Annotated in this window: 18 protein-coding genes; 10 read left to right on the top strand and 8 right to left on the bottom strand. The window is 42.5% G+C overall.

Annotation, left to right across the window (positions count from 1 at the left end):
- Positions 1-386 precede the first annotated feature (386 nt).
- The gene (locus RMY31_RS13255; RefSeq protein WP_322663548.1) at positions 387-1,907 is read left to right on the top strand and encodes a GMC family oxidoreductase; all 1,521 of its coding nucleotides are present in this window, start codon (positions 387-389) and stop codon (positions 1,905-1,907) included.
- Between the two features lie 74 nt (positions 1,908-1,981).
- Here the strand turns inward: RMY31_RS13255 and RMY31_RS13260 are convergent, their stop codons facing one another.
- Both RMY31_RS13260 and RMY31_RS13265 read right to left on the bottom strand, forming a co-directional pair.
- Positions 1,982-2,320, bottom strand: a complete 339-nt coding sequence (locus tag RMY31_RS13260; protein ID WP_322663541.1) for a hypothetical protein — start codon at positions 2,318-2,320, stop codon at positions 1,982-1,984.
- Positions 2,321-2,549: 229 nt separating this feature from the next.
- A complete protein-coding gene (locus RMY31_RS13265; protein WP_322663540.1) occupies positions 2,550-3,632 on the bottom strand; it encodes a class I fructose-bisphosphate aldolase in 1,083 nt (360 codons plus the stop codon).
- 283 nt (positions 3,633-3,915) lie between these two features.
- Between RMY31_RS13265 and RMY31_RS13270 the strand changes: the two genes are divergently transcribed.
- A complete protein-coding gene (locus RMY31_RS13270) occupies positions 3,916-4,617 on the top strand; it encodes a hypothetical protein (protein WP_322663537.1) in 702 nt (233 codons plus the stop codon).
- A gap of 200 nt (positions 4,618-4,817) precedes the next feature.
- Here the strand turns inward: RMY31_RS13270 and RMY31_RS13275 are convergent, their stop codons facing one another.
- The gene (locus RMY31_RS13275) at positions 4,818-7,529 is read right to left on the bottom strand and encodes a CHAT domain-containing protein (protein ID WP_322663535.1); all 2,712 of its coding nucleotides are present in this window, start codon (positions 7,527-7,529) and stop codon (positions 4,818-4,820) included.
- 156 nt (positions 7,530-7,685) lie between these two features.
- Here RMY31_RS13275 and RMY31_RS13280 point away from each other — a divergent pair, with 156 nt between their 5' ends.
- The gene (locus RMY31_RS13280; RefSeq protein ID WP_322663532.1) at positions 7,686-7,829 is read left to right on the top strand and encodes a hypothetical protein; all 144 of its coding nucleotides are present in this window, start codon (positions 7,686-7,688) and stop codon (positions 7,827-7,829) included.
- 29 nt (positions 7,830-7,858) lie between these two features.
- Here RMY31_RS13280 and RMY31_RS13285 read toward each other — a convergent pair whose 3' ends face one another.
- Positions 7,859-7,990: a hypothetical protein gene (locus RMY31_RS13285; protein WP_322663530.1), complete on the bottom strand. Its 132-nt coding sequence runs from the start codon at positions 7,988-7,990 to the stop codon at positions 7,859-7,861.
- Positions 7,991-8,021: 31 nt separating this feature from the next.
- Between RMY31_RS13285 and RMY31_RS13290 the strand changes: the two genes are divergently transcribed.
- Both RMY31_RS13290 and RMY31_RS13295 read left to right on the top strand, forming a co-directional pair.
- The gene (locus tag RMY31_RS13290) at positions 8,022-8,423 is read left to right on the top strand and encodes a hypothetical protein (protein WP_409877905.1); all 402 of its coding nucleotides are present in this window, start codon (positions 8,022-8,024) and stop codon (positions 8,421-8,423) included.
- A complete protein-coding gene (locus tag RMY31_RS13295) occupies positions 8,420-8,758 on the top strand; it encodes a type II toxin-antitoxin system RelE/ParE family toxin (RefSeq protein WP_322663525.1) in 339 nt (112 codons plus the stop codon). Before RMY31_RS13290 ends, RMY31_RS13295 begins: the two co-directional genes overlap by 4 nt.
- A 261-nt stretch (positions 8,759-9,019) precedes the next feature.
- Here RMY31_RS13295 and RMY31_RS13300 read toward each other — a convergent pair whose 3' ends face one another.
- Together RMY31_RS13300 and RMY31_RS13305 are read right to left on the bottom strand one after the other, a co-directional pair.
- A complete protein-coding gene (locus RMY31_RS13300; protein WP_322663521.1) occupies positions 9,020-10,810 on the bottom strand; it encodes a ShlB/FhaC/HecB family hemolysin secretion/activation protein in 1,791 nt (596 codons plus the stop codon).
- Positions 10,800-14,039: a filamentous hemagglutinin N-terminal domain-containing protein gene (locus RMY31_RS13305; RefSeq protein WP_409877906.1), complete on the bottom strand. Its 3,240-nt coding sequence runs from the start codon at positions 14,037-14,039 to the stop codon at positions 10,800-10,802. Before RMY31_RS13305 ends, RMY31_RS13300 begins: the two co-directional genes overlap by 11 nt.
- Positions 14,040-14,186: 147 nt before the next feature.
- Here RMY31_RS13305 and RMY31_RS13310 point away from each other — a divergent pair, with 147 nt between their 5' ends.
- Complete coding sequence (locus RMY31_RS13310) at positions 14,187-14,714, top strand: COP23 domain-containing protein (protein ID WP_322663518.1); 528 nt, start codon at positions 14,187-14,189, stop codon at positions 14,712-14,714.
- Positions 14,715-14,716: 2 nt separating this feature from the next.
- Here RMY31_RS13310 and RMY31_RS13315 read toward each other — a convergent pair whose 3' ends face one another.
- Both RMY31_RS13315 and bchH read right to left on the bottom strand, forming a co-directional pair.
- Positions 14,717-16,753: a tetratricopeptide repeat protein gene (locus tag RMY31_RS13315; RefSeq protein WP_322663516.1), complete on the bottom strand. Its 2,037-nt coding sequence runs from the start codon at positions 16,751-16,753 to the stop codon at positions 14,717-14,719.
- Positions 16,754-17,534: 781 nt separating this feature from the next.
- Entirely contained in the window at positions 17,535-21,212 is a 3,678-nt protein-coding gene (gene bchH, locus RMY31_RS13320) for a magnesium chelatase subunit H (RefSeq protein ID WP_322663515.1), read from the bottom strand.
- 101 nt (positions 21,213-21,313) lie between these two features.
- On the opposite strand from bchH, the gene RMY31_RS13325 reads away from it, so the two are divergent.
- The 4 genes from RMY31_RS13325 to RMY31_RS13340 all read left to right on the top strand — a co-directional run bounded on the left by RMY31_RS13325 (position 21,314) and on the right by RMY31_RS13340 (position 24,278).
- On the top strand, positions 21,314-22,405 hold the full coding sequence (locus RMY31_RS13325) for a tetratricopeptide repeat protein (RefSeq protein WP_409877907.1): 1,092 nt from the start codon (positions 21,314-21,316) through the stop codon (positions 22,403-22,405).
- Between the two features lie 75 nt (positions 22,406-22,480).
- Positions 22,481-22,729 (top strand): hypothetical protein, encoded by a 249-nt coding sequence (locus tag RMY31_RS13330; protein WP_322663511.1) that lies wholly within the window; start codon positions 22,481-22,483, stop codon positions 22,727-22,729.
- Positions 22,730-23,140: 411 nt separating this feature from the next.
- Entirely contained in the window at positions 23,141-23,761 is a 621-nt protein-coding gene (locus tag RMY31_RS13335) for a PAP/fibrillin family protein (RefSeq protein ID WP_322663509.1), read from the top strand.
- Between the two features lie 4 nt (positions 23,762-23,765).
- The gene (locus tag RMY31_RS13340) at positions 23,766-24,278 is read left to right on the top strand and encodes an NUDIX hydrolase (RefSeq protein WP_322663507.1); all 513 of its coding nucleotides are present in this window, start codon (positions 23,766-23,768) and stop codon (positions 24,276-24,278) included.
- Positions 24,279-24,303 lie beyond the last annotated feature (25 nt).

The following is a 24,303-nucleotide window of genomic DNA, read 5'->3' on the forward strand; positions in this document are numbered from 1 at the left end:
GCGTAATTTGCACCACTGATAAAACGGTCTTAACTGTCAGAGTACATTTTGAGTATAAGATTTATCTCTGACCAATTCTCAATGCTTGTGTTTCTTTCATATTTTGCTGGCTGCAAAGCCGCTAGTTGGAGGCTCTCAAGAAACAAGGCAAGAGGGAAGAGAATTTGACCTGTTTGTTTGCTTCATAACGGGTAGTGATATTCAGAAAAGAGCATCGCATTTTTTAACCGAACCAAACAGCGATCGCATCGGAGTGTTAGATTAAGTGAGAAGATTTTGAGTCATGGATTACCGTTTTAGCCCTATATTGAGCAATAGGCAGAACTAACAAATAAAACAAAGAATTATCAATTTAAGAGACAGCAGAAGTATACAAAGAAAATATGATGGCTAAATATGATTATGTTGTAATTGGCGCAGGTTCGGCAGGCTGTGTCTTAGCTAATCGGTTGACGGAAGATCATGAAAGGTTTGTATTGTTGCTCGAAGCAGGCAATCCGCCTAGCTTACCGGAACACCAAGTCCCTCTAGACTGGATAAAACTCTGGGGTACAGAGGTGGACTGGGCATATTTTACAGAAGAAGAACCGTATATAAATAATCGTAAAATATATTGTCCGCGCGGGAAAGTCTTAGGTGGCACCAGTGAGATCAACGCCATGATCTATATTCGAGGCAGTCGGTATGATTATGACCACTGGCAGGAGTTAGGCAATCTTGGTTGGGGTTATCAAGATGTGTTGCCCTACTTCAAAAAATCTGAAAACCAGCAGCGAGGAGCATCTGAATTTCATGGGGTCGATGGATTATTAAGTGTTACAGATCCCATTGCTCCTAGCGTCGTATCACAACGATTTGTGGAAGCAGCCGTCACGCTAGGCTACGGGCGCAATCCTGATTTCAATGGCGCACAACAGTCAGGTGCTGGACTTTACCAGTTGACAGTCAAAGATGGTAAGCGACAAAGTACAGCAACTGCATTTGTGCTACCAATTCTTGACCGCCCCAACTTAACAGTCACTACTGGTGCGTTAGTTACTCGGTTATTGTTTGAGGGAACGCGCACTATTGGAGTAGAGTATCTGCACCAGGGAACGATACACCAAACTTTTGTGAATCAGGAAGTAATTCTCTGTGCTGGTGCGCTCGATTCGCCCAAACTGCTGATGCTTTCTGGAATTGGGAATGCAGAATATCTGCGTGAGCTAGACATTCCTGTAGTTGTTGATTTACCGGGTGTCGGTCAAAACCTCCAAGATCATCTTCAAGTCGCCGTGGGACACCAAGCCACACAGGATCTGCAACCTGCTCCAACCAGCAATATCGCAGAAGTTGGATTGTTCCTGCATACTGAAGGTCGTTTAGATGCTGCGCCTTGTTTACAATTTTTCTCTGGGCCTGTTTTATGGACACATCCGGCTTATGCCCGTTCTGGGCCAGGATTCGCAGCTACAGCCTGTGTGACTAATCCCCAAAGTCGTGGTCGTGTCAGCCTGTGTTCTGCTTCCCCCAAAGACCCACCTCTAATTCGGATGAATTATCTCCAGAGTGAATCCGATTTACAAAAGCTGCTTGTAGGGATCAAAATTATTCGGCAGATATTCCACTCAAGTATATTTGATGAGTTCCGAGGGGAGGAAGCTGCTCCTGGTGCTGATAATAAGAGTGATGAAACACTCCTAGCTTACATCCGGGAAACCTGCGACAGTGTATACCACCCTGTCGGCACTTGCAAAATGGGAACCGATCCCAGTTCAGTAGTAAACCCCGAACTACGAGTGCATGGTGTTGAAGGCTTGCGTGTAGTAGATGCATCAATTATGCCAACTATTACTACGGGAAACACAAATGCACCCACAATTATGATTGGTGAAAAAGCAGCCGACTTGATTAAAGCCGCAGGGTAAGTTTCACTCAAACATATGTCCTAACAGTGATGGTACTTACGCAGGTTTCAAAGCTATAAAGTCGAACTTAGAGACTAGTACCGCCGCTCGCTGCCTAAATCTCTAGGAATCGTTTCTTTTGTTCTTCTACTACTCTCGATATTATTACCAGTTTCTGGTTGAGTTCTAATGACTTTTTTCTGATGACGTTCTTTGCTGGTATAGTAAGGTTTAAAACGCTCGCTTTGTGCTATTCTGCGTTCTTTTGTGGAATAATAGGGTGGCGTTGCCTCTACTTTATGTGATTTTTCTGAATAATAACCATCTGCTTGAACAGATGTCGCAGGTAAGCTAATTATCCAGACTAAAGTAGCCAGTAATGCGATCGCAACTTGGCGACACAATTGATTAAATCTTTTCTGAATTGCCAACATTGGGAAAACACCTTCTGAATTCTCTAGCAACTGCCTTGAATGCTAAAAAACTTTGATGGGGCTAACGTCTTTCCCTAGGCTGGGTTGCGTATATATAAAAAGTAAGGTGACTGAGGTTAGGAGGTTATCAGTACAGACGCGATTAATCGCGTCTGTACAATTGTCAGTGGTCAGTTGTCAGTGGTATTTTTCTCCCCCTGCTCTCTTATTTCCACCCAGTCCCCAATCCTTAAGCTATGGTTACATCTGGTGACAAGTAAACATCTTGGATAGCGTGAAACAGTTTCACTCCTTCCTCAAATGGACGTTGGAATGTTTTACGTCCAGAAATTAATCCTGTACCACCAGCTCGTTTGTTAATTACAGCGGTACGAACTGCTTCCGCAAAGTCATTTTTTCCGGATGCGCCACCAGAATTAATCAGCCCTACCCGTCCAGAGTAGCAATTCAGCACTTGGTAACGAGTCAAATCAATTGGGTGATCGGTTGTTAACTCTGTGTAAACTCGCTCATTGGTTTTGCCGTAACTCTGACCAGTAGCTTTAGCAACTGCCCCATAACCGTTGTTAGTTTCAGGTAACTTTTGTTTAATGATGTCGGCTTCAATCGTTACACCTAAATGATTCGCTTGTCCGGTGAGGTCGGCAGCAAGATGATAATCTTTATCTTGTTTAAAAGCATTATTCCGCAGATAGCACCAGAGAATAGTTGCCAAACCCAGTTCATGGGCGCGTTTAAAAGCTTGGCTGATTTCTTGAATTTGCCTAGTAGACTGTTCTGAACCAAAATAAATTGTCGCGCCTACCGCTGCTGCACCCAAATTCCAAGCTTGTTCTGCATCAGCAAATAATACTTGGTCGAATTGATTGGGGAAAGTCAGCAGTTCGTTATGGTTGAGTTTGACAATAAAAGGGATTTTGTGGGCATATTTACGCGAAACGATGCCTAATACTCCCAAAGTCGTAGCTACAGCGTTACAACCTGCTGCTATTGCCAGTTTGACAATATTTTCTGGGTCAAAGTAAATAGGATTGGGTGCAAAAGACGCACCTGCTGAATGTTCGATACCTTGGTCTACCGGGAGGATAGACAGATAGCCAGTATTTGCCAGACGGCCTGTAGAATAAAGTTGCTGGAGATTACGCAGTACTTGAGGATTGCGATCGCTATTTGTCCAAATGCGATCGATAAAGTCTGGTCCCGGCAAATGTAGTAAATCTTTAGAAACTTTTGCTTTGTAGGTAAGCAGGTCTTCTGCCTCTTTACCGAGTATTGACTCGATAGAACCAGGCTCTTTGAGTGTTGTAGTCATAGCGTTTTCCTCAGATTTGAGAATATGACTTTGCTTTTAAGATAGTACTCCTACTATTTGTAACGTACTTTACATGTATTAACTACTATAGCAATCCAAAATTATATTATTTTAGATTTTAGATTTTGCATTGAAAGTCATTTGTGTATTTTTTCAACTGAAATTGTCAAAGTCCCTCGTGCTTTATTTGAAAGTTTGAAAGATATAGCTGTTAATGCGTTTTAATTGGATAAAGTTGAGCTAATGTCTTAGTAGTTTAACCATAATTGCTCGCTCGAAAGCTATGAATTTTCCGTCTTTGGTGAGTGCCTTCTTGCTAGTTTTAACTAATTGTATTTTGTCTAGCAATTTGACTGGGCAGTATTTCAATATCATGGCTACTGAGCCAAATAATTCATTAAAAAGTATAAAGAGAGAATCAAATCAAAGTGCCGTAGAGATAAAGTTTGTGGGTTTGCATAGGCAGAAACCACCTCATATCACGCTCATGTTTGACATAACACTACGCAATCACCGCTCTGCCCCTCGTTGGTTTATTTTACCCTACAGCCTCAGTCCAGGTTTCAAGTATGAAAAAAGCGGCGGTGTTTACGGAGTTAGCATCTTCGGATTCGAGGGTAAAGGTAAAGTTATAGTTGGTCGTTTCCACGGTACAGATAATTTTCAAGCGTTGTTGTTACCAGCAGGTGCGGACATTAAACTACGAAACTTTCCTATAGAGTATTGGGGAGAAATTCCAAACGACTCATTGCCATTAGAAGTAGTCACAGCTACTAATTTAACTATTGGTTCTCAAACAGCTAGAGCATGGTTTGGTAGAGATCCAACGAGCGATAAACGTGCAGATGTTACCCAACAGCAACTGCAAGCTCTTGGTTCGCGATTTACACCAGATAGTCATGAGTTGCCAGTTTTAATTGTTGAAGAAAGTCGCCTAAAACTAAATATTTGTCTTACTCAAAATACTAGTACAATGGGCACGTAAATAAACTAACCATTCCAAATCAAAGAAACGGTATTAAGGAGTATTTCTAGACTGGAGCTTATTAGGTATAAGTAGAGGGTACAAAAAAAACAGAACTATCTAACAGAAAGTAAATTTAGTTGAAACTCTCTTGCCTTCTGCCCTCTGCCTTCTGCTTTAACTTAATGATAAATATTCATGCCTACCTACTTACCTTATACCTACTGCCAATTTCCTATCAAAACATAAGGTGCCCAATAATAAGGATGTGGCGGTAAATTCTTTAACTCTGGAAACGGTGGATTCATCTTTAGAGATTCTAACAGTGATAGTTGAGCGTTCCTTAGGGCATCTGCTTGTTTTCCTGCTGGCTTTTTCAGATGTTCGTAAAATTCACCCATGAATTTGGTGGTGGAAGCATCTCCTACAGGCCAAAGAGTAGCAAGAGTACTGCGTGCCCCTGAACGAACAGCCATTCCTGCTAATCCTAAGACAGCCCTTTCATCGCCTGTTGCGGTTTCACAGGCACTCAGCACCAGTAGTTCTACAGTTGTACCTGGTTCTTTTAACAAAGCACTTAACTCATTAATACTGATACTTTTACCATCCCCTGTAATAATAAAATTCTTCTGGGGATTAGAACTAAACAGCCCATGAGTTGCTAAGTGAACAACAGGAAAATTTAATTTCAGCTGTTTTTCAATAGTTTTGGCAGTAAACTCTTGATTGAGTAGCTTCTGGGAAGCAGGAAAAGCTTGTTTAATTTGGTCTAATTCCTTTGGCACATTAACTAGTGCGGCAAAAAATTCTCCTCGTACCTGAATTTGCTCGCTAACTCCAGCCGCTAAAACCTTAAGCTGTTTTCTTTCCAATCGTTGAGGATTGATGAGTTGTAGGCTAGGAACTAGCGCCACACTATATTTTTCAATCAGATAATTTTCACCATCATAGAGCGCAGCTATTGGCACTCTCTGCAATCTACCATTTAATACAAATACTAAGTTTTTGATTTGGTTGCTGTCTAACTTTGCCTCGAAAGGTTTAATTAACCAGTTATAAATTTGTCCAAACGTTGGTAAAACCGTTTGTAGATTTTCTTTTAATTCTCTAGGATCGGGATTAGAAGTGGATAGGATATTTCGTGCGGAGTTATTGATAGTAACGTTGTCTAAATAATCATAAAGCCGATCTAGAGTCTGATTGACTTCTTGCTCGCTAATAGGAATTACCACTTCTTGCAAAGGTTTTCCCGACAAGGAAAGAATGACTTCTAAGCGATCTGGCAAAACAATAGGATAGATAACAGCTGCGTTGGCATCAATATTATCAATTTGCACTGCAACATCTGCTGGCTCGGAACAGGGGTCTTGAAAAAAGTTATCTAGTTCTGCTAATTGCAGAGACTCTATTACCTGACGGGCTAACTCTAAACGTTTTTGAGGCTTTTGCGTCTCAGCTTTGTTTTGGGTAATGCTGGGATTTAATACTATGAGGGAATTCAATTCATCATCGCTCAGATTTGATTTCAAGAGCAAATCCACTAATTCAATATAGACAGGTTTAACTTCTTGGAGAAAGTCAAATTGGACATCTTGATTGTTAGCATTTAAATCACTTCGCAGAGATTGAAGAGTATTAAAAGCGGCAGTGTAAGCTGCGATCGCTCCTTTTTGATCTCCTTGTTTCCGGAGTAAACTCCCTAACTGATATTGCCAAAGATAAGTAATTTCTCTAGCATCACCATTGATATTTTGTTCCTGCGCTAACATTAGTGCTTGCCGAGTCAGTTTGGTTGCCTGACTTAACTGCCCCTGCTTGTGGTAAAGTTTGCCCAAGTAGCCGAGAACGTAGGTTTCGGCTCGTTTATCTTGGAGAGTACGCGCCTGTTGCAGTGCATTCTGTAATAAAGGTTCAACCTGATTTATTTGAGCGCTTTGCATCAAAGATTCCGCAAAGTTAATCTGGGCGTAAATTGCCGCACGACTGGGAGTAAGAGTGGCTAGATCGGGTACAATTTGATTTTGCAATGTTTGGGCTTGTTGGTTTAACTGTAACTCCAACTGAGAGACAAAATCGTTGCCTCGTTGGATTAATTTAGATTCACCAAATCTCGACCAAGAAGCGATGCGGCGATTAGTTTGATCGCGCCACCATTTTTTAGTTTCTAGTAATAGCTGGAAGTGATTGAGTTGTGCCTGAATTTTGGGAATTGGTGGCGCTGATGCCACCTTTGCTGCTGCAATATAGTAGTTGAAAGCTTGTTGGTAAGGTGCTAGAACATCAGAAATAGATTTGCGATCGATAATGTCCGTTACCACGTCGTAGTCCCAGCGATCGCGGATTTGGTTGCCGAGAATGCGTTCGGTGTTGCTTAAACTCAGTAGCACAGCACTTTTTTCCGGCGATTCGGGAATTAATGACAGACTTAACTGCAAGATTTCTTGAGACTTTTCCAATAATCCTTGTCTGCGTAGGACATCACCAAGGCTATGCAAGCCAATTGCTTGAATTAGGGTAAGAGAATTACGCTGTTGAGCAAGGGTTTTGTATAGTTGCTCGATTTGGGTTTGGCTACAGTTGGGATTTTTGATGGCAAAAGCTTGGAGTAAGGTATTGCAAGCTTTGGGATACAGTCCTAAATCTTGCAAAGCCTGGGATTTGTTAATCAGGCTTTTAGTCATGCCCTCGCGATCGCCCATTTTTCGATAAGCTTCAGCCGCTGCTTGCCACAATTTTGCTGCGGCTTCTAAGTCTCCGGCATTGTAGCGTTGTTGACCTTCCCTTGCTAGCGCTACAGGACTAGCGGTAGCATTAGCATGTAAACTGGAGGAATTCGACCAAGCTGGGATAGTGAAACTGGATAACAGTCCCAATAAGGCTGAAAAGATAAGGATTAATAGACGACGGTGCTTTTTATAAATCATCTTTGTCATTTGTCCCCAGGGCGGCCGCATCTAAAGTAGTCTTGACCACAACCAAGTTAAATAATCAACGAAAGAACCAGAATCGAGCGCCACAAAAAATCTGCACTTCTTCACTGGTTTGCAGACTTGCAATCAGTTCGGGTAAACGAAGTGGAGCTTCTGTTAATGAAATCCGTATCATTGCTTTGTGCTTTTATGCGATCGCTCTTGCTTAATTTTACAGGTATCTATAATGCGCGCGATCGCTCTTTTGCCCAAACCACGTTGCAGGGCGATCGCACTTTATTTGAGCTAATGATGATAACTTAGATGATCGCCTGATAAAATTTTTCGTTATTCTAGCGATCGCACTTAATTTGATAGGTATCGAGAATCAGAGCGATCGCTCCTTTGAGCAAACTATTGTGTAGAGCGATCGCTCTTGTTCTTACCAGAGTACAAATCAGAGAGGCGATCGCGCCTAACTCCATCTGATTCTGTAACCAAGTTTCCTAATCTGCGGTGTTCTGCGATCGCCTGATGGTGACGGGTTTAATCCGTGGCGATCCAAAGTCGGCGATTACCCCTTTGGGGAACTGCGAAACAACCGCAGAACAAGGGAGGTGCGATCGCTATAATAAAACCAGTATCACTAAGGTAAAACCAACAATGTCCATTACGCTTGAGCTTCCACCGAAAGTTGAAGCGCTGCTGCGACAGCGTGCTGAAAGTACTGGACAAGATATTTCGCAAATGGCGCTAGCGGTTCTGACTTTGGGGCTGAGTTTGGACGATCGAGATTTTTTTGAGGCTTTAAAGGGAATCCAACGCGGGCTTGATGATTTTGAGCAAGGACAATTTTCGAGTTTAGAGGACTTCATTGCTGAACAAAACCAAAAGTATGGATTGTCTCTGGAAGCGTGACGTACCGTATTGATTTCTCCAGCATTGCGAAAGCCGAAGCGGATGCCGCATTCTTAAGTTTTTCTCAGTTCACCACAGCCGATCGCTCCCAGTTCTGGTATCAAGGGCTGATTAAAGCAATCATCTCTCTGCAAGAAATGCCTCGGCGCTGTCCGATCGCTCGTGAGGATGTATTCTTTAACCAAGAAATTCGTCAACTTCTTTACGGGCAAGGGAAGCAAGCTTATCGAATTCTATTTACGGTTCTTGAAGACCAGCCCATTCCCACGGTGAGAATTCTCCATATTCGTCATGCGGCACAGAAGCCGATCGGTGAGCCGGAAGTAGAGGAGTGATGGAAACGATCGATGCGTCAATGATGGCAAATCGTGTTGGCATTCTATCCACAAATCTTGGTCAATATACATTTGCGATTGCGTGATGGTGGCGGGTTTAATCCGTGGCGATCGGATTATTATTCATGGCGATCCAAAGTGGGCGATCGCAATTCGACTGTCGATCTGTTATTGCAGGACAGGGGAGGTGCGATCGCGGCACTCAAGCAAATAGGGCGATTCTCCTACGAAGACGTTGATTCATGCCAACTTCCTCTTCCTTCAAAACGCTTTATACTCCATTTGAAAATACACGCCGTTTTCTTGCCATGTGCGCTTGCTCGTATCAATATCCACCAAAGGAATACCCCAATCGAGGCGTGCTGTGAATCTATCCCCCATCTGCCACAGCAAACCTAATCCTGAACCTACCAATGTATTAGACTGAGGATTTTCTCTGCCTGTATTCCAGACAGTACCAACATCGATAAATGGTGCAACTTGCAAAGTCCCTTGTAATTGTGGGAAGCGGGCAATCGGCAATCGCAATTCTGCGGAAGCAAAAATGCCATTATCACCCAGCAAAGCATCTTGGCGATAACCTCGCACTGTTCGTTGTCCTCCCAAACTAAACTGCTCAATAGAAAGCAGAGAGTCACTTGCCAATTGCACATTAGAACGCAACAATAAGGTCGGGGCGATCGCTGGTTGTCCTTTTGCTTGACTGAGAAGACGCAAATAGATCAGTTGTCCCCGCCACAGTAAATATCGGCTATCTGCTTCGTTGTTGTTAACCGTGGCGTTAAAGGCTCCAATCCCCAGATTCAACTCAGAACGAGCAGCTAAGACTTCTTGACGACTCCGCTGTAGCCATTCTTGAGCAAAACTCAACTCCGATATGCGTGTTTCTCCTCGGTCGTCAGCCCCTGGAAACAGGGGAAAATCCACGCCTTGAATGGAAGAATTACTGAAACGCCTAGCTGCCGTTAAACTCAGAGCTAATTCTTGGCTGAATTCTGGGGTGGCTCTTTGCAGGACGGGCTGACGAAAGGATAGTTCAAACTCACGAGAATTTACGTCGATATCTAAATCATTAAAAGGAGGTTCAATAATTCTGTTGTTGACGATCCGATAGTTGAAGCCAATAGTGGCATTGCGGGGATTTACTGGTAAGGTGTAGCCGCCCTCAAAGCTATTGCTGCCATCGGTATTTTTGTATGCAAAACTCAAACGATCTCCGACTCCGAGGAGGTTGGCTTCTGAGATTGCGATGCCGCGCTCAAAACTACCGACGCTGGGGTTGCGGTTATTATTAATGCTGAGTCGGGTGTCAAAAGTTCTTGCTCCCTTGACTGTCACCACTAGGGAATTTACACCCGGTCTGGTGCCAGCGGTGAGTTCGGCATCTAAGCTTTCAATTAAGGGATTGAGTTGTAGCAGTTGCAAAGCTTCTTGCAGGCGGTTGATATTCAGCGGTTTGGTAGTGGCGATCGCAATGCGACTGCGGACATAATTTGAATTTAACCGTCCTTTAATAACGTTGACTTGAATATCTTCCAAGCTGCCTTCCACTACCTGAATTTTAACGATCCCCGAACGGAACTCTTGAACTGGGATGTAAGCACCAGAGGTAATGTACCCCTTTTGCACATACAGTTCGGTGATTTGATTAGCGGCTTTGAGGAGTTCGGCAAAGGTAATTGGTTTGCCTGTAAAATCTGCGATCGCAGAGTTTAACTTTCTTTGGCTGAAGGCGGTATTGCCGACAAACTCGAACTTTTGCACGGTGATACTGCCTGGAATGTCTAGGACTTCTTCCGGGGTGGGAGGTGCTATGGGTGGTATTTGAATGGGTGCATTTGTTGGAGGTAAGGGGGTAGGTAGAGGTTGTTCTGGGGGCTTTGGGGTAACCGGATTAATCGGCTGGGCGCAAGCAGAGTTTGTGTTATACAACAGGTGCAGCACCAACATCAGACTCAAACAAGTCAGGGGAAATCTCCAACTAACGTCTCCTTGTCTGAAAACACTTTTCGCAGCAAATATTAACTCCCGTGAATTCTGTTTAATTCCCATGACAGTTAGATGCAGTTAACCCAGAACTATAGGGAGTAGGAGTAGGCGTTTGGCTGGCCAGAACTACCACACCTTGAGAGTTAACATACCAACCTCGTGCGGGAAGTGGCAGTTGGGAAGTATTATTCACCTCTGTGGCGGCGCTAGGAACAGCAGGGTCAAAACTGACTAAAGCTCCACTACTGAGCTGTTCGCTCGGTCGGGGTGGCAATCCTCCGCGTCCGGTAATGGTAAATTCGCTTTGAGTTTGTCTTGTTGCTGCTCGACAAGCCTGAGCTACCACTTGTTCTGGTTGAGCTACCTCTTGGGGTAAATCGACAATTTCAAAGTTATTTTCTGCTTCTGGTGTAATGATGCTGACTTGTCCGGCAATTCCGAGTTGGGAACTAGCAGTAATCTGGCAAGTCGGACACAAAAAGAATCCTCTAGTATTGATGCTGATATTTCCTCCCATTCCCTCGACAGCATCGGCAGTAATCTTACTGCCTTCTAACAGCGTCACAAAGTTGGCGGGACTAAAGCCAGTAATATTGATGTTGCCACCGTTACCACTGCCAGCGGCGGTGGCTGATATCTGACTGTTATGGCGCATGAGTAAGGAATTCGTTTGCACAGAAATGTTGCCACCTTCACCCGATGTGGTGGCAGCAGATATGGTTCCTTGATTATCCAACAGAATTGAGTTAGCTACGACTTGCAAATTACCAGCTTTTCCCGTCCCTAAACTTTCTACGTCAATTCTTGCGCCATCTTGAATAGTCAACTTGTCTGTAAAAACTTTGATGTCACCAGAAGCACCCGTTGCCTTAATTTCTGGAAAGCCAACACGTCCAGCAGCAGCCGATAAGCCACCCAGAGTTAAGTTCCCGATTGTGATGCCACTTAGTTCTATAGAATCAGAAGCGTAAACAGTTAAGGCTCCTCCTTGTCCAGCACCTAAAGTAGCAGCTGATGCATCTGCACCTTCGCGGAGAATCAACTTCTTCGTAGAAATCGTCAAGTTTCCCGAATGAGAGGGACTATAACCTGTAGTACCTAAACCACTGGGAAACCTCGGATCGGGTTGAACGCCAGCTATTTCTACAGACTCGCGGGCATTGACGACTACATTTCCCCCCGGCCCCCCGAATGGAATAACACCAGTTGGTAAGGAAGCGCCTGTATTACTGGCTATTACTGCATCTTTTGCATATAGGCTGCCTGTATCGATTCTCAGGTCGCCGCCCTTTGCCGTACCGAAGGTAGTATTAGTGTAGATGCCAGTTAAAAGTGCGGCTTTGGGTGGGGTTCTTTGTATTTGTACGGTATCGCTAGCTTTAACTTCGACATTTCCGCCCGCACCATTACCTAAAGCAGCACTGATGAAAGTAGCACCATCTTCTAAGGACAATTGTTTGGTATCAATTGCGATATAACCGCCTGTGCCAGTACTGCCCCGGCTACTTCCTGTTTGAATGGCAGAGCCACTCAATTTGACTAAATCGGAAGCACGGACATTGACATTTCCTCCCACCCCTTGGGTAAATGTCGGGCTGAATATTGTTGCCCCGTTGCTCATGATTAGGGAGGAAGTTTCAAGATTGAGGTTACCTGAACTACCCGCACCCGCAGTCCCAATGAATATGCCCGTTCCCCGGTCAGTGGGTCTTAGTGTCCCAAAGATAGCTCCTACTTGAAAAGTCTTTTGAAACTCCTCAAATCCAGTTCCTGATATCTCTACTGAGTTGGCAGCTTTGATATCAATGTTTCCTCCCGTACCATTACCAAAAGTTGTTGCAGATAAAAATGAGCGATCGCCGATAATCAACTTATCTGCCGCGATCGTCAAGTTCCCACCTGCTCCCGTACCCAGATTGTCATTAGATATCTGGCTATTGCCTGACATTTGTAAGGAATCCTGGACTCGCAAATCAATATTGCCAGCATTACCCCCTCTGGTAGTCGCCGCGATTCTACCTCGATCGTTCAGCAAAATAGAGCCAGCATCGATCCGCAACGCTCCCCCATCACCCGCACCAAAAGTCGCCGCTGTGATGTTACTGAATCGACTGGGGTTAAATGCTGAAAATCCCAGAACTTGCAAAGAATCAGTTGCTTTGATATCGATATTGCCACCAGGAGCCGCCGTGTAAGTAGCGGCAGATATGGCTGCCCCATCCTGAATCAGTAAGCGGGGGGTGGCAATGGTAATATCTCCACTTTTGCCACCGCCGATAGTTTCCGTAGATAAGTTGCTCGAAATCTGCCCATCTGCTGTAGTTCCCACCAAGGACAAGGAATCAGAGGCATTCACGCTAATGCTACCTGCTGATTGCGCTCCTTGGGTTTGAATTAACACGACTGAGCCATCACCGATGGAGATGTTTCTCCCTTGCAACTGAATTGAGCTACTACCTATGCCACTAGTATCTATTAATGCCTTTTGAGATAGGGCAATATCCTGAAAGTTTGTCACCCCTTCATAACTTAAATTCCACCCTTGGGCATTGGGATTGAGACTTACTAAACCTCCTGCCACACTACCTAAATCAATGCGTCCGCCCTCGGCTGTGAGCGTTCCACCTTCTGAGATAATCCCTCCTCCTACCAAGGCTAAGGTATTACCTGGCTGCACCTTCAGTCCAGTGGTGTTTCCTCTAGTGAAAGGTGAGAATATAGAATTTTGCGAACTGATGTTGTGTCCCTGACCTTGGACACGAATCGCTTGCGGATTCTGCCCAAATTGCAAACCAATTGGCACGCTAATCGTTAATAGAGGGGGGGATGAAGTGTCAGTGGCGCTAAATTCTGCACCATCAGCAAATTTCAGGCTATTGGCCGTACTCGCCAAAAACGAGCCACCAATATTGAGTTGGGCATTGGCACCAAAGTTAATGCCGCTGGGATTGATGAGGATAAAATTAGCACCGTAGTTTTCTTTGATTAAGCCATCAATATTGGAAATTGCACCGCCTGTTACCCGGCTGATGATGTTAGTAATGTTATTTAAGTTGCTAGTGTTGTTGAAAAAAGCTTCGCCACCAGTAGGAACAGAAAATTCTCGAAAACTATGGAAAAGGTTGCTACCAGCTTGTGCCCCTCCGGTAACTTCAAAGATGTTGCCAGATTGACTAACATTGCTAGGAAGTGTGTTATCTGAAGAAATTTGTCCCCAGGCAGGGAAGGTAGCAATTAAAGAGCAGATAGAAGCGCTGCTAATAATTAAGATTTGGCGATATAATTGTTTCATTTTAAACATGGAAAAATTAACCCCACTGGAAACTTGCTTGAGGTTTTTTTAGTCTAATTTTAAGTAAATTCAACTAAAAATAATAATAAGATTGAGTCTATAAATTCCAGCTTAAATTTTTTTGGTCAAAAAAGGGAGTTAAGTAATATGAACAATATGAACAAGTGGCAGTCTTGGGTAACTATAGGGACGACTCCAATATTAGCTCTGGGTGCTATAGCAGCCCTCTCTGCGCCCAGCACAGCTAGTAACGTGCAAGTCACCTGTAAGACTAACGCCAGTACGCCAATGGTGATTGTGACTTTGGTCAAAGATGGAACTGCCAAAGATTACCCTATTTTGAAGTTTATCCCGGAATATTTCTCAGATGCAGATGTTGTGCAAAACTGCCAGAATGCAGCTAAAAATTTACAAGTTGCCTATAATACAGGTGATTTTAAGTATTTGACGACTGACAAAGTTAACGATCGCCCTGTTGTCTGTGCTATAGAACGTAGGGGTATTGGTTGTAACCATTACAGCGCTCAGGTTTTATTTAGTTTCAAGCCAACGAGCAACCCTTCTCAAGCTTTATACGAAATGTTGGGTAGCGATTTTAAACAAGCACAACCTCCTGATGTCCGAACTATTAGCCGTACTTACACGGATACCAAACCTTTTTGGTGGCCATTTTAAAGTTACTCACCGAATTGTTGAGGACAAGCTTGTTTGGCTTTTTCTGCGGCTTGGTAATCAGGTTTAAGCTTCAAGGCTCGATCGAAAGCCGCGATCGCTTTTTCAGGTTGGCGGAATTCACAGAGGCTGAGTCCCAAATAATACCAAGCTTCAGCTTTTTGATTATTAGTTAGCTGGGGACGATCTAGGAGAGAGTAAAATTGAGCGATCGCTCGATCGTCTCGCTTTAAGCCTTGCAGTGCGATCCCTTTACCCCGCAAAGCCACAAAGTAATTGGGATTGTATCTTAATGACTGTTCATAGGCTTGTAAAGATGCTTCGTAATCCTGTTTTTGCAATAACACCTTCGCTTGATAGCCAAAAGCGATGGCTAACTCTTTGGCATTTGAATCGTTACGTTCAAATTCCCAAACCTTTTTTAAAAGCTCAATTGCTTGATGAACAGCAGTCAGTGCTGTGTCTGTTTGTTTTAGCGCTAGTAGTGCTTCGGTTTTATTAATCCAGAACACAGGATCTTCTGAGTTGAGTGTAATCGCTTTATCAAAAGCCACGAGCGCCTGATTATATTGTTTGAGATTGTATAGCGCTTCCCCTCGGCAATTCCAGGCGTAAACAGCTTCTGGGTTAATGATAGTTGCTGTAGTGCAGGATTCTAGCATTTGGTTGTAGTCTTTGAGCCTAGCTAGTGCATAGCCTCGGTTAGTCCAAGATTGGTAGTAGTTGCTATCGATTTTTAATATATTGTTGTACTTCGCGATCGCCTGTTGATATTCTCCTTGGTATAACAGCGTATTACCTCTTTGAAAAATTATTTCTATTTGCAACCATTTAAAGACACTGAACCCTAAGACTATCAAGCCAGAACCACAGATCATCAAGCCAGCTATTGCTATTAACACCCAAAATCGTTTACTTAATTTCAATTTAGGTGCAGCAATGGTATTGCTGGTACTCAAAGTATTAACTGATGGAATGGGATTATATATGGCTGTTTCTACCAATGAGGGATGAAGTATTTTGTCTAATTCCTGCTTGACCCAATTGCGATCGAAAACTGATTGGTAAATGCGGTTCCCCAATTTCAGCTTGTCTTTTTGTTGCATTACCAATCCCAAACGCAATAGTTCTGACTGTTCTGGACTATTATCAGTTGGGACTTCGCCCTGTTGCCAAATTTCCTCGTACAGTTCCAACAGCAATAATGGGTCGCATTGCTGATTGTTAACAATACTGTCGTACATCCCTTGTAAATGCTCAGCTGCCACTTGAGTTTCCCAATTATTAATCAAGCGGGTTTGTAGTAGCTGTTGCACTGTTACTGCTTCTGCACCTGCGGCAACAAATGCGTCGGACTCCGCAAGTAATTGACAAAGCTTTTGAGTGAGAACCGGTTGCCCATCTGTCCAGAACAACACTTCCGCCAGCAAGACTTCCGGACAACTAGCTTTTTCATCTAATTGGAATAATTCGATAGTGCTGTGGCTAAACAGTCTTAACCTTGCTAATTCCTGCTCTAGCAACTTGGGATCTAAAACCGATTGCTTAATGGGGTTTGAGGTTTTCAAATTGCTCTGCTGTGGCACTACCATTCCCACGTGTAATTGTTTTGCCTGCGCTAAACTTTCATGAATTGGAGTTTCTGCTTGCTGCCAGAGATGTTGCTGCAACTGGGATGCCGGAGCAAGATGTTCCAGAAAAAATTTAATTGTAGTAGGTTTCAACCAACCTTTAAGTACAGCTAATTCCCCAAAGCGAAGATTCTTCTTTGGTTGTTCGGCGAGGATAGTTCTGATTTGCTGCTCATTTAACAGCCCAGCTTCTTCTAAATATTTACCCAAGGGCTGTTTTGGTTTTTGCTCCAATACGGCTGGCCACTGCTGTGAGAAAAAATCAGCCGTTTCTTGTTTAAGCCATCCATGCGAGGCTAGAATTTCACCAAGCCGCAACCCAGCAAATTGCGTCTGCTCTTTTAGAGCAATTTCTACCTGTTCAGATGAAATCAGGTCAGCCTGTTGTAAAACTTTACCAAGCGGCTTCATAATAAAGCAAATATTAAACTATCAAAATAAGTGTAATTCTGTATTTTATATTAAGGTATTATCATACATTCGCGTAACAATTTTTACTATTCTAATCTATTTATTAACGCCATGTGCGACTTATTATTTTGTAACAAAGGCATGAGCAAATAAGGGTACATCTCACTTTTGTAAAAAGATCCCTAACCCCGATGAATATACTTCACGCGTCACTTGCTACTTTGCGGGTTCGCTTTATAATTTTAGGATTTATGTAAAATAGTTATGTTAACTTCCGCAACCCCGCTAGAACAATTTCTCCTAGATTATCAGATAAAGTTAGTAGGGGTTTTTGTAGTCCCCATTCTTTAACTTTTGTTGCTGAAAGAGCGCCATGAGAAGTGGCATTACGGAATGCTTTAGCAAGTCTTACAGCTTCAACCCAACTAGAAACAGGATGAGAGTTAACAATCCAATGTTCAATTATTTTTTGATCGCCATTCTCAAGACCCAGAAAATTAGCGATCGCACTTTTGTTTTTAGTGGATGGTTTTTTTAGCCATTTCTCAAGTTCCAGCTTTGTTGAATCTGGCGGAGTTAATGAAATGTAGTCTGGAAGGTTACATTAAGATCTGTAGATATGCTGAGAGAATTTTGGATAATCACAATGATGAATAATATTCTGTGTCATACAAAAATACACACAGAAACAGCCTATTTTTTAAGGCAGTATATCTGTATGTAAATTTACTGTGCAATTTTACTTATAATCTTTGAGTAATAACACAGTATTTCTACTAGATTAAATCGTTACTCCTTCCAATTCCTCATCAGTTAACTCGTACAATTGGCGTAACTTATCCAGCTTATCTGCATCAGCTTGCCAGAAACCCCGCCCGTGTGCCTCTAACATTCTTCCAACAATATTGCGGAAAGCTTCAGGATTTGCTTTGCGTAATTTCTCTGCCATTTCTGCATCTAAAGCATAAGTATCAGCGGCTTGGTCATATACCCAATCATCGGTAAAATCCGCAGTACCACCCCAACCAATTAACGCTGTCATTCTTTGGGAAATTTCAAACGCACCACCGGAACCTTGATTTGCCATTGCTTGGGCCCATTTGGGATTTACTAATTTGGTGCGATACTCCATCCGCAGTAAATCATCTAAATTGCGGGGTGTGGTGTCTTTGGAGAAACTTTCGACAAAACTGGTAGTTACCTTTTTCCCGCGTTGTTTTTCTGCGGCTTTTTTTAAACCGCCCGTGTTGGCGTAATATTCCTGAATATCGGTTAGACCATATTCTACCGAATCGATTTCTTGAACGATGCGATCGCTTGTTTTCAACAAAGTATTCAACACTTCTGGTCTAGCTTGGCCCTTATCTTGTCTACCGTAGCTAAACACATTACGACTTTGCCAAGTATTACCTAACTCATCACCAGATTCCCAATTACCATCTACAACTTTGTCGTTCACCAAAGAACCAAAATCACCCGCAGGATTAGAAAACAACCTCGCAGATACATTTTCTATGCCTTGGGCTTTTAAAGCTAAAGCATGTTTTCTAATAAAATTCTGGTCTTCCGGTTCATCAGCATCAGCGGCTCGTTGAAACAAATCATCCAACAATTCGATAATATTTATAAAACTATCTCGGAAGATACCAGACAAATTTCCCAACACATCAATGCGGGGATGTCCCACTTCTGGCAAAGGTTTTAATTCATAACGAACAATTCTTCCAGTTCCTTCTTTAACAGGTTCAGCCCCTACCAATTCCAATAAAATTCCTAGAGATTCACCCTTAGTTTTAATTGCATCTAATCCCCACAACAACACTGCTACAGTTTCCGGATATGTGCCGTGTTCCTGCAAATGTTGGGCGATGATTTTTTGAGCAATTTCTTTTCCTCGTTCATATGCCGCAGGTGAAGGCATTCTATAAGGATCTAACGCATGAATATTCCTCCCTGTCGGTAACACACCAGGCCCATCCCGTAACAAATCACCACCAGGCGCAGGCGGAATATACTCTCCATTCAATCCCCGCAACAGATTTGTTAACTCATCCGTAGTTTGCATTAATAAATCTGTAATTTGCTCTTTTTCCTCTTGGTGTTTTAGTAGTTCGTCTCCAAAATAAGCCTCTAAATACGAAGCTAACTCCTCTTCATTCGGTGCTTCGCCCAAAGTATGTAACCCAGAAGAAAACAAACGATTTTCTATAACTTGTAGATATTCGTACAACTTCACCAAATAATCATCAAAAGCATGAGCGCTAAACATCCGAATATTTTCTGGAGTAAAAGGAATGCCCAACTTTTTAGCATCCTCAAACGGACAATCGGCATCTAAACCAGTGTCCACAATCTTCTTGCAAATCGCTTCCTTAAGCGCATAATTTTTCTTGGGGTCTTCTCGATACTCGGAAATTAAATCCCGCAGTGCTACCAATTCTTTATACAAACCAGCACGACCATAAGGCGGTACATTGTGAGAAATTAGTACACCATAACCGCGACGTTTTGCCAAGATTGACTCAGAAGGATTATTCGCGGCGTATATATATAGATTAGGCAAATCTCCTAACAGAATATCTGACCAAGAATAACCAGTATTACCTAAAGGTGAACCGGGCAACCATTCCACTGTTCCGTGCATCCCAAAATGAACTACAGCATCAGCAGCCAATTCATTTTGCAACCACTTGTAAAAAGCAGCATATTGAGGATGAGGAGTTAAATCTCGTTCAAACATTAACCGCATGGGATCGCCTTGTATTCCCAAAGGTGGTTGTACACCTATCCACACATTCCCTAACTGGACACCGCCAATTTGCAATTCATCGCCATAGGTTTTAATACCGCTACTTGTAAGAGATTTCCACTGTTTTTCGATGCGGGAGGTGCGGAGATATCCTAGCCATTTTTCGAGAGTGCGGGCGTTGACAGACGCGGGGACGCGGGGATGAGGGGACGCGGGGATGTTATCTGCGTTATTGAAAGTTTCATCTGCTTCTTTTACCCAGCGAATTAACTCTTCTCCGTCATCAGGAAAATCGCCGACGGTGTAACCTTGGTCTTTGAGTGCGTGGAGGAATTTTAGGAGACTGCGCGGCACGTTTAATAATGCAGCTGTACCGACAGCACCATATCCAGGGGGAAATCCATATAAAATAATGGCAATTTTGCGTTCAGATGCTGGTTTTTGCCGTAAAGCAATCCAGCTTTTGACTCTGCCAATTAATCGCTGCACTCGTTCGGGAACTAGATAAATCTTTTCGCCCACTAAACCGCCGAGAGGAATGGCATCAATTGCCCCATCTAGTTCTGGTAAAGCATACAACACCACACTTTGCAATCCGCCGACACCTTGGCGCGTCCAAGAGTAAATATCTTGAATTAATAATGGTGCTGCAACGATGTAGGCTACATTCTTCGCAGCAAGAATCCGCTTAGCAACTTCTACCTGACGGCCTGCTTCCATTGAACCAGCTGGGCCACCTACCAGAGGAAAGCCAATTGTTGAAACAATCGCATCTACTTTGACAGCTTCAGAGGAAAGTGAAAGAGTTTCAATATTACCTATCTGTCTTTGCTGAATTTCGTAGTCGGTTGTCATCCAATCACGCACTGCCACATGTCCTTCCACTCCGTTGATGAAGATAGGCAAAGGAATTAACCCAGCTTCTTCAAAACGACGAATCAGCTGCGGAATGTAAGGTTGTTTGGTGATGACATGTTTGCGATAGAGGAGAATTCCGACAATGGGTGTTGTAGAGACGCGATTAATCGCGTCACAATAGGTTTGATACCACTCCAGGTATGCTTTTGGCGATTCAAAAAATCCTTGATAGTCGGGATGGAGTAACCCCATGTTGGGGGTTTCGACAGGGGGAGGAATATCACCAACTTTTAAATTTAAGTATTTTTCTGCTAGTGTCCAAAATAATGCGGCGACGTTTTCCGAACCGCCAGCATTCCAGTAACCATAGATAATTAACCAGTTGCGTAAGTCTTGGACTTTTTGCACTGGCACAAATTTCAGCAGTTTGGGGCCAATTTTTAAGAAGCTGATATAACCAGCGAGTTTGTCTTCTTCTCGTCCATTGCTAAATTTATCAAGAATGAATTTAACTGGTTTGGGCATTCCTTTGGGTTTATCGCCAATGGCAAATCCGCCCAGTTTGGTTAAACTCATCAATTCCAAAGCTGACTCAAACACAAGGCGGATGGGAATTTGAGCAATACGATCGCGCAACCACAAAACTTGGTCATAATCAAATATTAAGCTACCGAAAAATACATCAGCGCCTTGGAGTGCTGCTGCCACCTCGGTGCTATTGCTGGTAATATTGCGATCGCTAAATACCCGAATATCCAAATCAGGACAGCGAGAGTTAGCCAAAAAAGCCGCTTTCCTGTACAAGTCAGCGTTGAACGATTCAAATCCAGCAATCAAGACGATGCGTTTCATGCCTCTAAGCTACAAAATATGACTTTATCTCGATCTTAAATCGGCTGCTATGGTAAAACCTAAGACGCAGGATTTTTCATCATGTTTTTTCTTTAACACCCATGCGCCCCCAAAATTACTTATTGGCATTACTTAGCTTAACGATACTAGCGAATTCTCACCCTGTTATCGCTGCACCCTTAAATTCTTCTGGTATCTGTGTTAAAGAAAACTCCCCCGAACTACCATCTTTACCTCTTTTGCCTCGACTTCCTCGTTTGCCTGTTATTACTCAGGATAATTCAGGATTGCGTTATCAGGCCCTTGAATTAGCAGCAACCGGAAAATTCGATCTAGCACTGAAAGTTGCCCAAACTATTCCTAATGAAGCAGACAGATTCAGCGTTTTGAGTGCGATCGCTGACAACTTAGCAGCCGCCGGAAAAGTCTCAGAAGCTTTGAAATTTGTCCAAAGCATCGAAAATAAGTCCGACAGAGTTGAAATTCTCAGTAACATATCTAACAACTTAGCAGCATCCGGAAAAGTTAACCAAGCCCTACAAGTTGCGACAGCGATCGAAGACAGTTCCCAAAAAGTATGGACGATGCGAAGTGTCGCTACAAAGTTAGCAGAAGTTGGGCGAGTTTCACAATCTTTGCAGATAGCTAAAACTATAACGGTTAATTATGAAAAATGCTCAACTTTGAGTAGTATTGCTATTAAATTAGCGGAAGTAGGACAAGAATCCCAAGCTGTGCAAATAGCACAAACTATGGAAGATGAATATTGGCAAAATTCAACTTTAAGTGACATATCTCTGAAGCTAGTAGAAGTAAAAAAAATTCCCCAAGCTTTGCGGATAGCCCAAAGCATTGACGATGAATATAAAAAAGCTTCAACACTGCATGATATAGCTGTTAATTTCGCAGCAGCCAAAGAATTTTCACAAGCCTTGCAGATAGCTAAAACTATAACTAATAACAATCAAAAAGCCTCAGCATTTGTCAAGATTGCGGCTCAGTATAGAAAAATAGGACAAGTATCTGAAGCTTTGCCAATTCTTGCACAAGCCTTAGATTTAGTCCAACAGAATGAGGATGACTACGAAAAACCTTCATTGTTGCGTGAGATAGCTGACGAATATAGAAGAGTCGGACAAAAGGAGCAAGCTTTGGAGATTTTATCGCAAGTTGATGCACTCGAAGATAAATAGCTAAATAGCCAGTTGTATTCAGTAGTTTTCAAGTATTTAGACCACGTTGAAACGGTAGTAGGGAGTAGGGAGTAGGTGAAAAGCGCTGTCTCTACAAAGACTTGGCATTTTGGCACATTTTTTTATTTTCAAGTTGGTATGGTGAGATTCGCGAATGTCTTTGTGCGACAATACCGACTTGCAGAATCCCTCGGCTTGCTACCGAGGGTCTTTTTTTGGTGGTTACCTTATAACCAGCGAAAGTGCGATCGCATTCAAAAAAATAACCTCCAAGGTAGGAAACCACTGGAGGCGATGAGCAAAGACATTTTAATAGTGGACTAGTCTATATATAAATTTATCTTTTAGGTAAACCTGATTTCCTCCATCTATCAGGATAGGTTACAGTTAAATTAATCTATCATTAGATATACAAATTTCTAAATTGATTATTCAACTCTGAATAAGTTAATGTTTAGCTGACTACACAAATTTTGAAGGTTGTCTTGCGTAAGTCTGCTGGCAATCGCTAGTTGATAAGTTGATGTACATTGAGTTCACATTATTCATAATTACGGAAATCAAAAGCCAGAATCAAGCCCTATCCTAACTCCTGAGTATTAACTGTAAGTGCTAATCTATTGATATATTGTAGATTGATGTATTGAGTAGACAAAGAGCTTGATGGGTATTTCCATAAACTTCAAGCGTGAGCATTATTCACAAATCAGAATATTTTTTAGGATAAATTAAATTATGGCTAGTGAATTAGTAAAACTTAAACAAGAACTGATTGCTATTTCAGAGGCTAGTGAACTTGGGTTTAACTACACTCCAACAGCCAAGGATCAAATCGAGGCATTAGCAGAAAAACTTGAGGCACTAAATCCCACTACTGAACCTACAAATAATATCGAATTGATTCAAGGGCGCTGGTGGCTATTGTACAGTACTTTTGGATTAGAACGCGAAACTACTTTGCAACGTCTTTCTTTTGGCAAACTGCCTAATGTCGTTGTTGAAGTTACTGGTATCTTTCAAGAAGTTTATCTAATTGGTCAGCAGTACAATAACATAATTGAATTTAGGACAGGTTCTGATGTTCTGGGCATCCTTTTAGTTAAAGGACGCTACACAATAGAGGATTCTAAGCGTCTCAATATTGATTTCTTGTCAACTTCCGTCAAAAGTGCCAATGATGATTTGAGTGATGATGCGTTTTATGAAACTTTAGGGATTGAGAATGAGTTAGTGGAATCAACACTCTCATTTAGTGGCTGGGCCGATATTACCTTTTTGGATGAAAATTTGCGTTTAGTGCGTGGTAATCAGCAGAATTTATATGTGCTACTACGAGATGAAAAAGTAAGTAATTAAGCGCATGAGTGAAAGCGATCGCAGAAAAACTATCATTCAAGCAGGGCAAAAAGTCAATTTTGTGGATCTTGGCACTTCATTCATTCCTGCCTTTGAAAAAATAACGAGTGTTTTAGTTGTGCCTTTTACTAGGGATGGTTTAATTGTATCTGCTCACCTTACCCGTGGTATTGACCTTCCTGGAGGACACATCAAGATAGGCGAATTTAGCTGCGAGGAAACTGCAAGGCGTGAGGTTCTAGAAGAGGTGGGAGTAACTCTGGGTGAATTACAACTTGTGAAAGTCATCCAGTCTGATTACTACGGTGACGAACCAGAACAACTTACATATCTTATAGTGATGACTGGATTTGTTGAAGATATACTTCCTGACGATAATCTCAACGAGAGTTTAGGTAGAAGCATTATCAATGTTGATGAGTTTATCTCTCAATATCAAGCTGGCGATAAAAATAATATGCGGCGAATTGTGCTAGATGCAAAAATATTACTATTTGGGAAACTTGGAAAAAACTAACAAACTCATAGTTTTGGTATTTTAA

Origin of the sequence: Dendronalium sp. ChiSLP03b (assembly GCF_034531165.2) — a bacterium.
GTDB lineage: Bacteria > Cyanobacteriota > Cyanobacteriia > Cyanobacteriales > Nostocaceae > Dendronalium > Dendronalium minutum.

What these genes read in the sequence shown, in the direction of transcription:
- RMY31_RS13280 (WP_322663532.1), top strand. Translation starts at nt 7,686, where the DNA reads ATGAAATCCGTATCATTGCTTTGTGCTTTTATGCGATCGCTCTTGCTT.
- RMY31_RS13315 (WP_322663516.1), bottom strand. Translation starts at nt 16,753, where the DNA reads ATGAAGCCGCTTGGTAAAGTTTTACAACAGGCTGACCTGATTTCATCT.
- RMY31_RS13305 (WP_409877906.1), bottom strand. Translation starts at nt 14,039, where the DNA reads ATGAAACAATTATATCGCCAAATCTTAATTATTAGCAGCGCTTCTATC.
- RMY31_RS13340 (WP_322663507.1), top strand. Translation starts at nt 23,766, where the DNA reads ATGAGTGAAAGCGATCGCAGAAAAACTATCATTCAAGCAGGGCAAAAA.
- RMY31_RS13260 (WP_322663541.1), bottom strand. Translation starts at nt 2,320, where the DNA reads ATGTTGGCAATTCAGAAAAGATTTAATCAATTGTGTCGCCAAGTTGCG.
- RMY31_RS13255 (WP_322663548.1), top strand. Translation starts at nt 387, where the DNA reads ATGGCTAAATATGATTATGTTGTAATTGGCGCAGGTTCGGCAGGCTGT.
- RMY31_RS13335 (WP_322663509.1), top strand. Translation starts at nt 23,141, where the DNA reads ATGGCTAGTGAATTAGTAAAACTTAAACAAGAACTGATTGCTATTTCA.
- RMY31_RS13300 (WP_322663521.1), bottom strand. Translation starts at nt 10,810, where the DNA reads ATGGGAATTAAACAGAATTCACGGGAGTTAATATTTGCTGCGAAAAGT.
- RMY31_RS13265 (WP_322663540.1), bottom strand. Translation starts at nt 3,632, where the DNA reads ATGACTACAACACTCAAAGAGCCTGGTTCTATCGAGTCAATACTCGGT.
- RMY31_RS13310 (WP_322663518.1), top strand. Translation starts at nt 14,187, where the DNA reads ATGAACAATATGAACAAGTGGCAGTCTTGGGTAACTATAGGGACGACT.
- RMY31_RS13270 (WP_322663537.1), top strand. Translation starts at nt 3,916, where the DNA reads ATGAATTTTCCGTCTTTGGTGAGTGCCTTCTTGCTAGTTTTAACTAAT.
- RMY31_RS13285 (WP_322663530.1), bottom strand. Translation starts at nt 7,990, where the DNA reads ATGGAGTTAGGCGCGATCGCCTCTCTGATTTGTACTCTGGTAAGAACA.
- RMY31_RS13275 (WP_322663535.1), bottom strand. Translation starts at nt 7,529, where the DNA reads ATGACAAAGATGATTTATAAAAAGCACCGTCGTCTATTAATCCTTATC.
- bchH (WP_322663515.1), bottom strand. Translation starts at nt 21,212, where the DNA reads ATGAAACGCATCGTCTTGATTGCTGGATTTGAATCGTTCAACGCTGAC.
- RMY31_RS13325 (WP_409877907.1), top strand. Translation starts at nt 21,314, where the DNA reads ATGCGCCCCCAAAATTACTTATTGGCATTACTTAGCTTAACGATACTA.